Raw genomic sequence first — 14,478 nt, 5'->3', positions numbered from 1 at the left:
GGCACGATGATGACCTTCTGCGCGTTCTTCATGATGAAGGCCGCATCATCCGCCGAGCCGAGCTTGGCCGGCTTCTGCTCGCCGCCGCCACCGCCGGCCGCCGCGGTCTCGCCGCCGAAGCCGCCGAGGATGACCGAGATGAAAGAGCGGTTCATCGCGTGGCACATGATGTAGGACAGGATCGCGCCGCTCGATCCCACCAGCGCGCCGGTGATGATCAGCGCGGAATTGCCGAGAGTGAAGCCGATGCCGGCCGCGGCCCAGCCCGAGTACGAGTTCAGCATCGAAATCACGACCGGCATGTCGGCGCCGCCGATCGGGATGATCATGAGGACGCCGAGCGCCAGCGCGATGATGACGATCAGCCAGAAGTCGAGCGCGCTGCCCGACATCACCAGCCCGACGATGAAGACGACGAGGGCGACCGCGAGCGCGATGTTGATGACGTGGCGGAACGGCAGGATGATCGGCGCGCCGCTCATCCGCGCGGACAGCTTCAGGAACGCGATCACCGAGCCGGTGAAGGTCAGCGCGCCGATGGCGACGCCGAGCGACATCTCGACCAGGCTCTGCGGATGGATGTTGCCGGGGCTGCCGATGTCGAAGGCCTCCGGCGCGTAGAACGCACCGGCGGCGACCAGCACCGCGGCCATGCCGACCAGCGAATGGAAGGCGGCGACCAGTTCCGGCATCGAGGTCATCGGCACGCGGCGGGCGATCACCGCGCCGACGCTGCCGCCGATCGCGATGCCAAGGATCACGAGGATCCAGGCGAGGCCGTCCGCCGGCGGATGGCTGGCCAGCGTGGTGGCGACCGCGATCGCCATGCCGATCATGCCGAAGAAATTGCCCTGCCGCGATGAGGCGGGGCTGGACAGCCCGCGCAGTGACAGGATGAACAGCACACCCGCCACGAGATACAGAACTGCAGCCAGATTGGCGTTCATCTCAGGTCCCCTTTGTCTTCGTCACCCCGAGGTGCACGCCGCTCACTTCACCTTCTTCTTGTACATCGCCAGCATGCGCTGGGTGACAAGGAAGCCCCCGAAGATATTCACGCAGGCAAAGATGAGCGCGATGAAGCCGAAGCCGCGCGCCCAGCCCGAGCCGCTCGAGATCATGCCGACGCCGACCGCGAGCAGCGCGCCGACCACGATCACCGAGGAGATCGCGTTGGTCACGCTCATCAGCGGCGTATGCAGCGCCGGGGTCACCGACCACACCACGAAATAGCCGACGAAGACGGCGAGAACGAAGATCGACAGCCGGAAGACGAAGGGATCGACGACTTGTGCAATATGCTCCATGACGGCTCTCCTTACGCTTTCGGCTGGAAGTTCGGGTGGATGACGGCGCCGTCTCTGGTCAGCGCGGTCGCTTTGACGAGTTCGTCGTCCCAGTTCACGGCCAGCGCCTTGCTGGTCTTGTCGACCATCGTTTCGATGAAGTTGAACAAATTGCGCGCGTAGAGGCTGGAGGCCGACGCGGCGACGCGGCCGGCAACGTTTGTGTAGCCGACGATCTTGATGCCATCGACATCGGCGACCTCGCCCGCCTTGACGCCTTCGACATTGCCGCCGCGCTCGACGGCGAGATCGACCAGCACCGACCCTGGCTTCATCGACTTGACCATGTCGGCCGTGACGAGCCTCGGCGCAGGCCGGCCCGGAATCAGCGCGGTGGTGATCACGATGTCCTGCTTCTTGATGTGCTCGGCGGTGAGCGCGGCCTGCTTGGCCTGATACTCCTTGGACATTTCCTTGGCGTAGCCGCCGGCGGTCTGCGCGTTCTTGAATTCCTCGTCCTCGACGGCGAGGAATTTTGCGCCGAGCGATTCGACCTGCTCCTTGGTGGCGGGCCGGACGTCGGTCGCGGTAACGACGGCGCCGAGACGGCGCGCGGTCGCGATCGCCTGGAGGCCGGCGACGCCGACGCCCATCACGAACACTTTGGCGGCGGGCACCGTGCCGGCTGCGGTCATCATCATCGGGAAGGCGCGTCCGAAGGCCTCGGCGCCCTCGATCACGGCGCGGTAGCCGGCAAGGTTGGCCTGCGAGGACAGCACGTCCATCACCTGCGCGCGCGTGATGCGCGGCATCAATTCCATCGCGAAGGCGGAGACGCCGGCATCGGCGATCGTCTTCAGCGCGGCCTCGTTGCCGTAGGGGTCCATGATGGCGATGACGAGCGCGCCGCGCTTGTACTGCGCCAACTCGGAGGCTTCAGGGCGCTTCACCTTGATGATGATGTCGGCGTCCTTCAGCGCGTCGGCGCTGACGGTGGCGCCCACGGCGGTGAATTCGGAGTCCGGCAGACCCGACTTGAGGCCGGCGCCCGGCTCGACGGCGATCTCGGCGCCCAGCGCCTTGAACTTCTTCACCGTATCCGGCGAAGCGGCGACCCGCGGCTCCGACGGATCGATTTCCTTGGCAACGGCGATCTTCATAGGCCCTCCGGCGACGCGGGAAAGAGCGCGCACGCGAACTTAGCGTTACTCCCGCAACGTTGGATACCGGTTTTCAATCCGGCTTGATTGCAAATTTTATGGGCACCGACGACGCTGGCGGTGCTGCAGGCGATGGATCAGGTCAGAAAGATCGCCATCAGGATCACGATAAGCGCGACCGAGACCGTGCCGTACTTCACCAGCTTGATGAAGCCCTCGTAGGTCTGCTCGTGGGCAACGTAGTCGTTGCCGTCGGCGGTGCTGTACGCCACTTCGCTATGGTCAGCCATGAATTGTCCCCAGTCGAAAGTCGAATTTCATGGCTGGGATACCGCAAACTTTCGGGCAGGGCAACGGCACGGAGGCGCGGTTTCCCGGCAAATCGGGTCATTTGGAATTCCGATTGGCGGAATCCCGGTCAGACCGGTGGTCCGCCCGTTGGAGGCGGTCTCCGGTGCCACGAACCGAAGGCCTCTCAGCGCAGGCCGAGCGCACGGCGGACTGCGCTGATCGGCTCCACCTTGCTGTCGCAGAAGTTTCGCTTTGCACAGCGTTCTCCCGGAACGTTGACGACGATCGCATCCGCGCCGGCATCCTCGGTGAGAAAACCGTGGGTCATGTGGAAACCCAGCGCGCGGTAGACCTCGAACTGCTCCTCCGAGAAGAACTGGTCACCGGTGGTTTCGTGCGGGAAGGTGTCGTTGCGGCGTGCATAGTCGCGGATGTAGTCGTTCTCGTCTCCGGTCAGGGACGATTTGATGTACACGAGGTGCCCCTTTTCCCCCGAGCCGTAGTCGATGGTGCCGACCGCCATGTGCGGTCCGCTCGCCGCGCGCCGGGCCGCGGCCGGGGATTTGGTGGCGTTGCACTTCATCCACTCGAGCGTCGTGTTGCGGATCGGCGTCCACGGCAGGTCGATGATGATCCCGAGATCGATGCGCGCATAGCGCTGCAGGGTCACCAGGGACGAGAAATTCATCGGCGCATCGGCTTCGGCGTCAACCGCGATGATCACCTTGCAGCGTCGCCGCAACAACTCGTAGACGCCGAGATTCTCGATGTGTCCGCCGTCCGTCAGGTAGACCGCATCGGCATTCTCGTAGAGCCGGCCCGAGATCTCAGACCATAGAAACAAAGGGGTCGAGTGGTGCTGCGGCTTGTCCTTTGTCGAGACCCAGCGCGGGTTCTTCAACCAGTACCCCAGGCGCACGTTGAGGAGCGCCAGGGTCGGGGTCAGCGAGCGGATCGACCCCGAGCCCATGTTCGACGAAGCGGCGGCCCCGGAGATCGCCATCGCGGTCGCAAGATCGAGGCCCGGCGCGACCTTCTCGAATGCCGGTGTATTCGCATAGCCGGTGGCCTCGCTGCCGACGTGCAGCGGCGAGAATATGAAGAAATCAGCGTTCCGTCCCCGCCGATTGGCGAAATCGGATCCCTGGATGTTCAGGGCGGCGTTGATGATGGGATATGGCGAGGCCAGGCTGCTTTTTTTCGATGTCGTGACCGTCATCGCTCCCGCTGGATCAGCGCCGTAGACCATCTGATGTAGCAGACCGCTCAGCTTCTCCTCGTCGAGCGGAAGGAAATCCCTCCCCTGGTCCAGGCTCGGCATGTTCCGCGACGGCTCCCCGTCAGCGTAGTAGAGCGGATTGAACAAGAAGGCCTTGCTCAGGCGATCACGATAGAGCCGGTGCAACGAATTGGCATTCGGCCCGAGAACCCACGACAGGCCGAACAGGGCCGAGCCCGACAAGAAGTAGAGCAGCACCATCCGCCAGCTGACACTGTTGCCGAACTGGTACTTCGACCAAGTGAATGTGTTCGGGGACTGCAATGATGCAACGGAAAACAGCCATGCGGGGATGTGCGAGATCGGCCCCACCGGCTTGGAGGCGACGGCCTTCGCTTCGCCGTTGGTGATCTCGGCCGAGAGCTTGCGCGTCGCCGAGTCGAACTGGACATTTCCCTTGACGTCGACACCGGCCGCGGGCGGCACGGGTTGCACGCCAGCCGCTCCCCACTCCTCGATCATGGGATATTGGCGGTAGGCGGCGTCGAGCGTCTTGTCGTTCGCGATGCCCCAATAGCAAAGATAGAGATATCCGACCCAGATCAGTAAGGGCAGCGCCAGTCCCGCGACAAGCACGGCTGCTTTCGCCGCATGGGCGAGCAGGCGTGAGCCAAGGTCCGAGGCGCCGGCGCCCTTCAGCAGGTCGGCGAATTGCTGCCGGAACAGCGTGACGGCCGCCGCAACCGGCGCAGTGATGGCCGCAAGCGATTGGAGCCATTTGATTGCAACGCCCCCAATGATGCCGCCGGACTGAACTGTGTTGGCGTCGGCGACATCGAACATCTGGGCGATCATGAAGGGCTGGAATTCGAAGAAGCAGATGGCGGCAAGCAGAACGAGATAGGTCGCGCCGATAGTCGACGGATAGCCGCGGAATTCACCTCCCTTGGTCGACGAAATCGATCGTAGCACCGCCCAGCCGAAGAAAAGCACGAGGCCGAGCAGGAGCGCTGCAAGCGAAAGGCCAAAGTGATCGACGTTCAGGCAGCTGGCGATCGCGCAGATGAGTCCCAGCGCAAACGCAAGACCGGCCAGGTAGCGAAAAAGCTCGCGCCGCCCGACTTTGAAAAGGCGCCCGACCAGCAAAAGCAGCAAGGCGGCAACAAGGCCGCCAAGAAAGAAGGCAGGCATCAATCCCAGGCTGGAGAGGGGACCAAGATTGCTGGTGTCGTCGACGCTCAGCCCGAAGAAATTGGTCGTATAGAGTGACGAGCGTGCGGCGTTGGACAGGATCGTGATCACGGCAACGAGCAGTACGACCGGCAGCGTCAGGCTCAGATTGGCAACGAGCCCACGCACGACGATTGCGACGCCGGTGATCAGGTCGCGCGCGCCGGCCGGAACGAGGTAGTTCGAGTAATTCCGGATATGGCCCACCGCAGGCGTGTCACTGATCTCGTTGGCGCTCTCGGCTCCGGGTGTCGGCGTGCTTCCGAAGACGAAATTCTGCGCCCGGGTCATGGTCGCCGTGAACGAACATCCGGTGTAACCGCCGCCCGATACGGTCGACAGATAGTCGATGTGCTTGACCAGCCCGTGGTGATTGAAAGCCTGCAGGACGCCGAGGCAGATTGCGGAGGATCGGATCCCGCCGCCTGACAGCGCAAGGCCGACCGTGTCGATCGCCTTTTCGTCGCCAGGGTATGCGACGGGATCCACGCCCTGGGCGCGGCGGCGGTTGTTGATGGCTGCGAGCTCGCGCTTGACGATCTTCCGGTGCTGCGTCCCCCACAGCTGCTGTTCCTCGACAGCCCGTGGCGGCTCCACCTTGGGGTCTGGGGCACTGATCCTGGCCATGTTCGCCTCCCTGGCCGAGCACACCACGACAATCAACAATCATAGATTGCATTGCAGGTCGAACCCGCCTGCAAGAATTAGTCTGGCCTCAGGCACAAACGTTCAATGTGCAGGGCGGGAACTTTACAACCCGCCTCCCCCGTTGTCGGAACAACGGGACACTCGGACGGCCGACCCGACCTGCCCGCTGCAGCGCTGAAGACGGTTCGGCTCAGCCCATCGCTTCCAGTTCGTCGATCATGCCGGCGATGACGCTCAGGCCGCCGTCCCAGAACTTTGGATCCTTGGCGTCGAGCCCGAACGGCCGCAGCAGTTCGGAATAATGCTTGGTGCCGCCGGCGGCGAGCATGTCGAGATAGCGTTCGGCAAAGCCTTCGGCCACGTTCTCGTAGACGGCGTAGAGCGAGTTCACCAGACAATCGCCGAACGCATAGGCGTAGACGTAGAACGGCGAATGGATGAAATGCGGGATGTACATCCAGTAGTTCTCGTAGCCCGCTTTGATCTCGATTGCCGGCCCGAGGCTCTCGCCCTGCACCGAGAGCCAGATCTCGCCGAGCCGCGTCGCGGTGAGCTCGCCGTTCTTGCGTTCGGTGTGGACCGCGCGCTCGAAGGAATAGAACGCGATCTGCCGCACCACGGTGTTGATCATGTCCTCGACCTTGCCGGCGAGCAGCGCCTGGCGCTGCTTTGCGCTCCTGGTCTGCGCCAGCAGCCGCCGGAAGGTCAGCATCTCGCCGAAGACGCTTGCCGTCTCCGCCAGCGTCAGCGGCGTCGGCGCCATCAACGCGCCGTTCCTGGCCGCCAGCACCTGATGCACGCCGTGGCCGAGCTCATGGGCGAGCGTCATCACGTCGCGCGGCTTGCCCTGGTAGTTCATCAGCACGTAGGGGTGCGCGGACGGCGTGGTCGGATGCGAGAAGGCACCCGGCGCCTTGCCCGGGCGCACCGGCGCGTCGATCCAGCGGTCGGTGAAGAAGCGCTCGGCGATGTCAGCCATCTTTGGCGAGAAGCCGCGATAGGCGGTCAGCACCATGTTCCGCGCATCGGGCCAGCCGATCACGTCCGTCGCCGCAAAAGGCAGCGGCGCGTTGCGGTCCCAATAGGCCAGGCGCCTCCTGCCGAACCAGCGTGCCTTCAGCGCGTAGTAGCGATGCGACAATTTTGGATAGGCCGCGCGCACCGAGGCGACCAGCGCATCCACCACCTCGCGCTCGACCCGGTTGTTGAGATGCCGGGAATCCGCCACGTCCTTGAAGCCGCGCCAGCTGTCGGAGATGTCCTTGTCCTTGGCCAGAGTGTTGGTGATCAGCGCAAAGGTGCGCTCATTGGCCTTGAAGGTCTTTGCGAGCGCCTCTGCTGCGGCCTTGCGCTTGGCGCCGTCGCGGTCCTGCAACAGATTGAGCGTCGGCTCGATCGCGAGCTCCTTGGACCCGACCTTGAAACGCAGGCCGGAGATGGTCTGGTCGAACAGCCGGTTGAAGGCGGAATAGCCGGTCTGCGCCTTCTCCAGGAAGAGCTGCTCGAGCTTGTCGTCGAGCTGGTACGGCTTCTCCTTGCGCAGATCCTCGATCCAGGGACGGTAGTGCGCGAGCTCGGCGGCCTGCATCGCGCGGTTCAAAATATCGTCATCGACTCGATTGAGCTCGAGCGCGAAGAACAACAGATGCGTCGATGCCGCCGTCAGGCGCTCGGAAACGTCGCCGTAAAACTTTGAAATCTTGGGGTCCACGCTGTCGCCTGCATGAACGAGGCCGGCGTACGAGCCGAGCCGGCCGGCAAGGTCGTCGATCGCCTCATAGCGTCGCACGGCTTCAGCGAGCCATTTTCCGCCATCTTCCTTTGCTGTTCCTGTTGCGAGCTTGCCCTTGTAGTCCGTCTCGAACGCGACGCAATCGGCATCCATCTTTGCGAGATCGCGCGCCACGTCCGGCGCATCGATCCCGGAATAGAGGTCGGCGAGGTTCCACTCCGGAAGCTTGCCGGTCTTGCTCGCAGGCTTCGCGGATGAAGGCTTGGCAAGCGACGGCTTGGAGGATTTGACCTTGGCTGCGGATGTCTTGGTGTTCGGCTTGCGAAGAGCGAGCTTGCTGATGGCGGACTTCTTAACTGCAGGCTTGGAGCGCGAATTCATTGTGTGGGAAACCTGTGTTCAACAATCGCAACGGCGGGCGGGGGCATCAGGGTTTAACAGTGCGTTAATCGGCTTCGGCCAGAGTGCCCCGATTCGAGACAGATAGTAGTAGCGTGCGGGGAACACCATGGCTGCCAGTATTTTGATCGCCGACGACGACGCTGTAGCCCGCCGGCTGGTCGAAAACATGGTGCAGAAATGCGGCTATGAGACGATCGTGGTGGACTCCGGCGACGCCGCGATCGCCGCCCTCACCGCCCCTGACGCGGCCATCGACGGCGTCATCCTCGATCTCGTGATGCCCGGCCTCGACGGCATGGGCGTGCTGGCGAAAATCCGCGAAGCGGGTCTCAGCATCCCCGTCATCGTGCAGACGGCCCATGGCGGCATCGACAATGTGATCTCGGCGATGCGCGCGGGCGCGGCCGATTTCGTGGTCAAGCCGGTCGGCCTGGAGCGGCTCCAGGTCTCTCTTCGCAACGCGCTCAATTCGTCCGCGCTCAAGGGCGAATTGCAGCGCATCCGTCACAGCCGCGAGGGCCGGCTGACCTTCTCCGACATCATCACCCGCGCCGAGGCGATGGCGGGCGTGATGCGCGCGGCGCAGAAAGCAACAAACTCCTCGATCCCCGTGCTGATCGAGGGCGAGTCCGGCGTCGGCAAGGAGATGTTCGCGCGTGCGATTCATGGCAGCGGCGAGCGCAAGGCAAAGCCGTTCGTGGCGGTCAATTGCGGCGCGATCCCCGACAACCTCGTCGAATCCATCCTGTTCGGTCACGAGAAGGGTGCCTTTACCGGCGCCACCGAACGCCACACCGGCAAGTTCGTCGAAGCCCATGGCGGCACGCTGTTTCTGGACGAGGTCAGCGAGCTGCCGCTGAGCGCGCAGGTCAAGCTGCTTCGCGCGCTCCAGGAAGGCGCGGTCGAGGCGGTCGGCGGCCGCAAACCCGTGAAGGTCGACGTCCGCATCATCTCGGCGACCAACCGCAGGCTGCTTGAGCGGGTCAAGCAGGGCCACTTCCGGGAAGACTTGTTCTATCGCCTGCACGTGCTGCCGCTGACGATCCCCTCGCTGCGCGCCCGGCGCGAGGACATTCCACATCTCCTCAGGCATTTCCTGGCCCGCTTTGCCGCGGAGGAGAACCGCCCCATCACCGGCATCAGCGGCGAGGCTGTTGCGCACCTCGCCCAGCTCGATTGGCCCGGCAACATCCGCCAGCTTGAAAACGCGGTCTACCGCGCCGTGGTGATGAGCGACGGCGACCAGCTTGGCCTTGACGACTTCCCCCTGATCGCCTCGCAGCCGCATCCGGGAACAGACATTCCGACCGCGCCGCTGATGCTGGAGCCGATCGCGGCCCCCTCCGTCGTATCAGGTAATGAAATACCGATCGCGCCGCTACCCGTGGCGGGTGCGCTCTCCATGCTGACCGCGACCGGCGACGTCCGGCCGCTGGAGGAGATCGAGAACGAGATCATCCGTTTCGCGATCTCGCATTATCGCGGGCAGATGTCGGAGGTCGCCCGCCGCCTCAAAATCGGCCGGTCCACCCTCTACCGCAAACTCGATGAAGCCGGAGTTCCCGGCCATGGCGGCAAAAGCGGTGAGGAGACGCACTGAGCCTGATGCGAACGGAGGTTCGTCCGGGCGGCGCGAGAGGACTGTAAGCCGTTCGCATGACGACGGAATTCGACTGCGACGTGAACCGTGACTCGACCGTGACTTGGAAGTGACAGACACAGGGAAAAGCGCGTGGCAGAAGCGCACAATCCGTTGCCAAGCGGCTTGCTTGAAGTCAGTTTGTCGTGAGTTGTCCCGGGTAGCGCTGGCCGCGAAATCGGGGCCTGTATATCGTCTGCGTAGGATTCGTTGCGTGCAGGCGTGCAACTTTCGAGAGGCCGGCGCGGTTTAGCCGAAACTCAATAGGCGATAACGAAGCTGTTCCACGAGGAACAGTTCACCCGAGGGGTGCGACACAATGCGTGACTGTTTGAACCACCGTGCAGGCTTTGACCGTGTCTTGGTGACGGTCGCGGCGACCTTCCTCACGGTATCGGCCAGCTCGGCCCTGGCGCAGGATCAGGCGCGCAGCAGCGCTGCCGAGCTCGCGATCGAAGCTGCGATCCCGCGCCCCGAACCCGCAAACGTCCCGCCCCCGACCGCATCCGACATCAAGCTCGACACCACCGCCACGGTTCAGGACTCGGCAAAGGAGCCGGTCAAGGAACCCGTGAAGGCCGAAGCCGCTCCCGCGCCGGACAAGGTCGAGACCAAGCCTTCCGACGTGGCCACCACGCCCGCCGCCGAGGCGACGAAGAGCGAGACTGCGAAGACTGAGCCTGCCAAGTCCGAACCTGCCAAGGCCGACACGGCGATCCCAACGCCGGCCGCGCCCGCCACCGCCGCTGCTCCGGCCTCGGAGCCGGTGAAGGCCGCGAGCAACGTTCCCGCGGCCGACCAGCCGGTCGCCGACAAGCTCAAGGACATCATCGGCGCCAACGCTTCGCGCTATTTCGACCGTAAGAACGAACGCGCGGCGATCGAGAAGTTTTACGGCGCACGCGACTTCGCACCGGTCTGGACCCAGGCCGGCAGCCTGACCACTGCGGCCAAGGGAGTGATCGCACGGCTGAAGGACGCGGCGTCCGACGGTCTCAATCCCGCCGATTACCCGCTGCCGGACTTCGCAACCGCCACGACACCCGATGCGCTCGCCAATGCCGAGCTCAAGCTCACCGCCAGCATGTTCGACTATGCGCGTCAGGCCCAGAGCGGCCGCATGCACTGGTCGCAGGTCAGCGGCGACATCCTCTACCCCGAGCATCCGGTCGATCCGAACGAGGTGCTCGCCAAGGTCACGACCGCAGCGGACGCCTCCGCGGCGCTCGACAGCTACAATCCGCCGCAGAAGCTCTACAAGGAGCTGAAGGCGAAGCTCGCGGAGCTCCGCGGCCAGGGCAACGGCCCGGTGATCGAGATCGCCGATGGTCCAACGCTGAAATACACGCCGGCCGGCAAGAAGCAGGCTGAAATCGTCGTTGAAGATCCGCGCGTGCCGCAGCTGCGGGCCAAGCTTGGCATCGCCGAGAATGCCAACGATACTCGCTATGACGCGGCAGTCGCAGAAGCCGTGCGCAAATTCCAGAACAGCGCCGAGCTCAAGGCGACCGGCATCCTCGACGACAAGACGGTCAAGGCGATCAACACCCCGAAGCGCGACAAGCAGATCGACGTGGTGCTGGTGAACATGGAGCGCTGGCGCTGGCTGCCGCGCGACCTGGGCGTTCCCTCGCTGGGCGATGCCTACGTCATCCTCAACATTCCCGACTACACGCTGAAGGTGATGCAGCGCGGCCAGCAGGTCTGGACCACCCGCGTCGTCACCGGCAAGCCCGGCACACATGCGACCCCGCTGCTCACCGAGACGATGAAGTACATCACGGTCAATCCGACCTGGAACGTGCCGCCGTCGATCGTCTACAACGAATACCTGCCGGCGCTTCAGCAGGACCCGACCGTGCTCCAGCGCATGGGCCTCAAGCTCGAGCAGAACCGCGACGGTTCGGTCCACATCTCGCAGCCGCCCGGTGAAGCCAATGCGCTCGGCCGCATCCGCTTCAACTTCCCGAACAAGTTCCTGGTCTATCAGCACGACACGCCGGACAAGAACCTGTTCGCCCGGGACGAACGCGCCTTCAGCCACGGCTGCATGCGCGTGCAGAACCCGGATCAGTACGCCTCGGTGCTGCTCAACATCGCGATGCCGAACGAGAAGTACACGCCGGAGCGCGTGCGCAGCATGTACGGCAAGAGCGAGATCGACCTGAAATTCCCGACCCCGATCCCGGTCAACATCACCTATCAGACCGCATTCGTGGACGAGGGCGGCAAGCTGCAATTCCGCAAGGACGTCTATGGCCGCGACGCGACCATGATCAACATCCTGAAGAACGGTCGCGGCAAGGATCTCGAGAACGTCGTCGCCCACTCCCAGCCGAGCTATTCACGCCCGGCAACGACGCTGCCGAACGGCGTGCTGGCGGCCAACAATGGCGGCTCGTCTGGCCCGAACTTCTTCGAGCGGCTGTTCGGAGCGCCGACCCCGCCGCCGGCCCCGATCGGCCGCCGGCCGCAGCAGCAGCGGGTGTTCACCCGCTGAGCCAAGCCCGCCCCAGGGCCTGATTTCCTGAAATTCTGCAATAAAATCAGCGACCTCATCCTTTGGATGGGGTCGCTTAACGTTAACCATTCTCCACCTGACCTCGGGCAGCGGGCGTTTTTTTGCCACACTCACCCGGTTAGGTTCGCGATCTGACTTGGTTTGGGGGCGGGAAGGTCAACCTCGAATTAACCTTCTCGCTTTAACAAAGCGTTCATCCTCTTTCGCGCGCTACGGGGTTAGCGGGAGAGTCCATTTTGAACGCTCGTCGACTGGGTGGGCTCTAACGTGCTGACTGGAATCGCACGCCAATTTGCTGTGCTGTCGTTGTCCCATGCGGGAGTGAAGGCCGGTTCCAGGATCGGCCTCGCTGCCGTATTGCTGCTTGCTGCCGCGGGTTCAGTTCATGACGCCGCCGCGCTCAACGAGACCAAGACGCTCTCCTTCCACCACACCCATTCCGGCGAAGACCTCACCGTCACCTTCAAGCGTGACGGACGCTACGACGAAACGGCGCTGAAGCAGCTCAACCACTTCCTGCGCGACTGGCGTACCCAGGACGAGACGGTCATGGACCGTCACCTGTTCGACATCCTCTGGGAAGTCTATCGCGACGTCGATGCCAAGCAGCCGATCCAGATCATCTCCTCCTACCGCTCGCCCGCCACCAACGCCATGCTCCGCCGCCGCTCCGCCGGCGTGGCGCGCTTCAGCCAGCACATGCTGGGGCATGCGATGGACTTCTACATCCCGAACGTGCCGCTGGAGCAGATCCGCTTCGCCGGCCTGCGCCTCCAGCGCGGCGGCGTCGGCTTCTACCCGACCTCAGGCTCGCCCTTCGTGCATCTGGACACCGGCAGCATCCGGCACTGGCCGCGCATGACGCATGACCAGCTCGCCAGGGTCTTCCCGGACGGACGCACCGTCCATGTTCCGACCGACGGCACGCCGCTGAAGGGCTATGAGCTTGCCAAGGCCGAGATCGAGCGGCGCGGCAGCGGCGAGGATTCCGGCAACAAGTCGAATTTCTTTGCCGCCCTGTTCAAGGGCAAGCCGGCTCCGGCCGCCACGAGCAACGACGAGGATGACGAGAGCGCGCCCGCCCCGTCCGCGAAGACTGTCGCGCCGACCGTGGTCGCCGCCGCGACCAAGCCGGCCGATCCGGTGCCGACGCCGCGCGCCAAGCCGTCAGTCGCGGCGACCATTCAGCTCGCCTCGGCCGATGCGCAGATCGTCACGCTGCCCAAGTCGAAGCCGGCGCCCGTGGCTGACAAGCCGGCCGCCGGCAAATCTGCTGACGCGAAGCCCGAGACCCCCGCCGACATCATCAATGCCCGTGGCTTCTGGGACGCCCCGGCTACGCCGCAACAGGCGACGCCCGCTCAAGTGGCTGCGCTGAAGGCGCGCCAGGCGCTTGCCGCCGCCACCGATCCGCAGCCGACCGCGAGCGTGTCCAGCGCCGCCTATCAGGCCCTGGCCTACGCGCCGGCGTCCGCCTCCCCGGTCGACCGCGCCAATGTCGTCGCTGCCTCCGCGCCGATCCCGCGCTCCGCCCGTCCCACTGCCGCGTCGCGCAACGTTGCGCCCGCGACCGAGATCAACACGGTGGTCGGCAAGCGCGTCGACGGCATGGTCGCAACCGCGACCCGGCTCTCCGCAGCCAAGGGCGAAAGCATCTGGCTCAAGATCGTGATGCTGTCGCCGAGCGCCAGCCGCGCGATGTCGGTCACGCTGATGGGCGAGGTCGACACGGCCGCAATGCGCGCCTACTTCGTCAAGCCGCAATCCGTGATCGCAATGGGTTTTGCCGACGATCCGATGCAGGGCCTGTCCTGCGACAGTTTCTCGGGCACCGCCACCGCCAAGCTCGAGACAACGTCCTTCGTCATGCGGACGGCTTCGCTGCGCTGAGGCTGATAAGCCGCGCCGTTACCAAAATCTCTGTCGTCGTCCTGGCGAAGGCCAGGATCCGTACCGCGTGATCCATCTGGCTCACGCGGTACGGATACCAAGCGACGAATTTTCGCCAAACTGCTCCCTGGGATAATGGCTCCTGGCCTTCGCCAGGACACGACACCGGGCTCAGATCATCCCCAGTGCTTGCATATAGGTCTCGAGGATCGTCTCGGCCTCGGCGCGCTCGTTCGGGTCCTGCTTGCGCATGCGCACGATGGTGCGCAGCGCCTTGACATCGTAGCCGTTGCCCTTGGCCTCGGCGAAGACGTCGCGGATGTCGTCGGAGATCGCCTTCTTCTCTTCCTCCAGCCGCTCGATGCGCTCGATGATGGACTTGAGTTGGTCCTTGGCAAATTTCGTCGCGGGCTCGTCGTCGCGGACGGCGGCGGAGGTGGCCATCTTGGTACTCCCAATG

At 64.3% G+C, this 14,478-nt stretch carries 10 protein-coding genes; 3 read left to right on the top strand and 7 right to left on the bottom strand.

Annotated features, from left to right (window positions below; all coding sequences use genetic code 11):
* The 6 genes from ABIB91_RS11950 to ABIB91_RS11925 form a co-directional block, all read right to left on the bottom strand.
* The coding region (locus ABIB91_RS11950; RefSeq protein ID WP_354172683.1) for an NAD(P)(+) transhydrogenase (Re/Si-specific) subunit beta at positions 1-947 on the bottom strand (947 nt) is incomplete at its 3' end.
* Positions 948-989: 42 nt separating this feature from the next.
* Positions 990-1,307: a proton-translocating transhydrogenase family protein gene (locus ABIB91_RS11945; protein ID WP_007596278.1), complete on the bottom strand. Its 318-nt coding sequence runs from the start codon at positions 1,305-1,307 to the stop codon at positions 990-992.
* Positions 1,308-1,318: 11 nt separating this feature from the next.
* Positions 1,319-2,446 carry a Re/Si-specific NAD(P)(+) transhydrogenase subunit alpha gene (locus tag ABIB91_RS11940; RefSeq protein WP_219681691.1) on the bottom strand — a complete coding sequence of 376 codons (1,128 nt, stop codon included), beginning with the start codon at positions 2,444-2,446 and terminating at the stop codon, positions 1,319-1,321.
* A gap of 137 nt (positions 2,447-2,583) precedes the next feature.
* The gene (locus ABIB91_RS11935) at positions 2,584-2,736 is read right to left on the bottom strand and encodes an aa3-type cytochrome c oxidase subunit IV (protein ID WP_007596280.1); all 153 of its coding nucleotides are present in this window, start codon (positions 2,734-2,736) and stop codon (positions 2,584-2,586) included.
* Positions 2,737-2,921: 185 nt separating this feature from the next.
* Positions 2,922-5,813: a patatin-like phospholipase domain-containing protein gene (locus ABIB91_RS11930; RefSeq protein ID WP_354168080.1), complete on the bottom strand. Its 2,892-nt coding sequence runs from the start codon at positions 5,811-5,813 to the stop codon at positions 2,922-2,924.
* Positions 5,814-6,024: 211 nt separating this feature from the next.
* Positions 6,025-7,947, bottom strand: a complete 1,923-nt coding sequence (locus ABIB91_RS11925; RefSeq protein ID WP_354168078.1) for a M3 family oligoendopeptidase — start codon at positions 7,945-7,947, stop codon at positions 6,025-6,027.
* 127 nt (positions 7,948-8,074) lie between these two features.
* Between ABIB91_RS11925 and ABIB91_RS11920 the strand changes: the two genes are divergently transcribed.
* From ABIB91_RS11920 to ABIB91_RS11910, 3 genes are all read left to right on the top strand, one after another.
* Entirely contained in the window at positions 8,075-9,568 is a 1,494-nt protein-coding gene (locus ABIB91_RS11920; RefSeq protein WP_354168076.1) for a sigma-54-dependent transcriptional regulator, read from the top strand.
* Between the two features lie 358 nt (positions 9,569-9,926).
* A complete protein-coding gene (locus ABIB91_RS11915; RefSeq protein WP_354168074.1) occupies positions 9,927-12,107 on the top strand; it encodes a L,D-transpeptidase scaffold domain-containing protein in 2,181 nt (726 codons plus the stop codon).
* A 288-nt stretch (positions 12,108-12,395) separates the two neighbouring features.
* Positions 12,396-14,018, top strand: coding sequence for a peptidoglycan L,D-endopeptidase MepK (locus tag ABIB91_RS11910; RefSeq protein ID WP_354168072.1), 1,623 nt, complete (start codon positions 12,396-12,398; stop codon positions 14,016-14,018).
* 171 nt (positions 14,019-14,189) lie between these two features.
* Here ABIB91_RS11910 and ABIB91_RS11905 read toward each other — a convergent pair whose 3' ends face one another.
* Entirely contained in the window at positions 14,190-14,462 is a 273-nt protein-coding gene (locus ABIB91_RS11905) for a DUF2312 domain-containing protein (protein ID WP_007596286.1), read from the bottom strand.
* Positions 14,463-14,478: the final 16 nt, after the last annotated feature.

The organism is Bradyrhizobium sp. JR4.3, assembly GCF_040547695.1.
GTDB lineage: Bacteria > Pseudomonadota > Alphaproteobacteria > Rhizobiales > Xanthobacteraceae > Bradyrhizobium > Bradyrhizobium canariense.
Note: the sequence above shows the minus strand (reverse complement) of the source record. Positions and strands in the feature narration are given on the sequence as shown.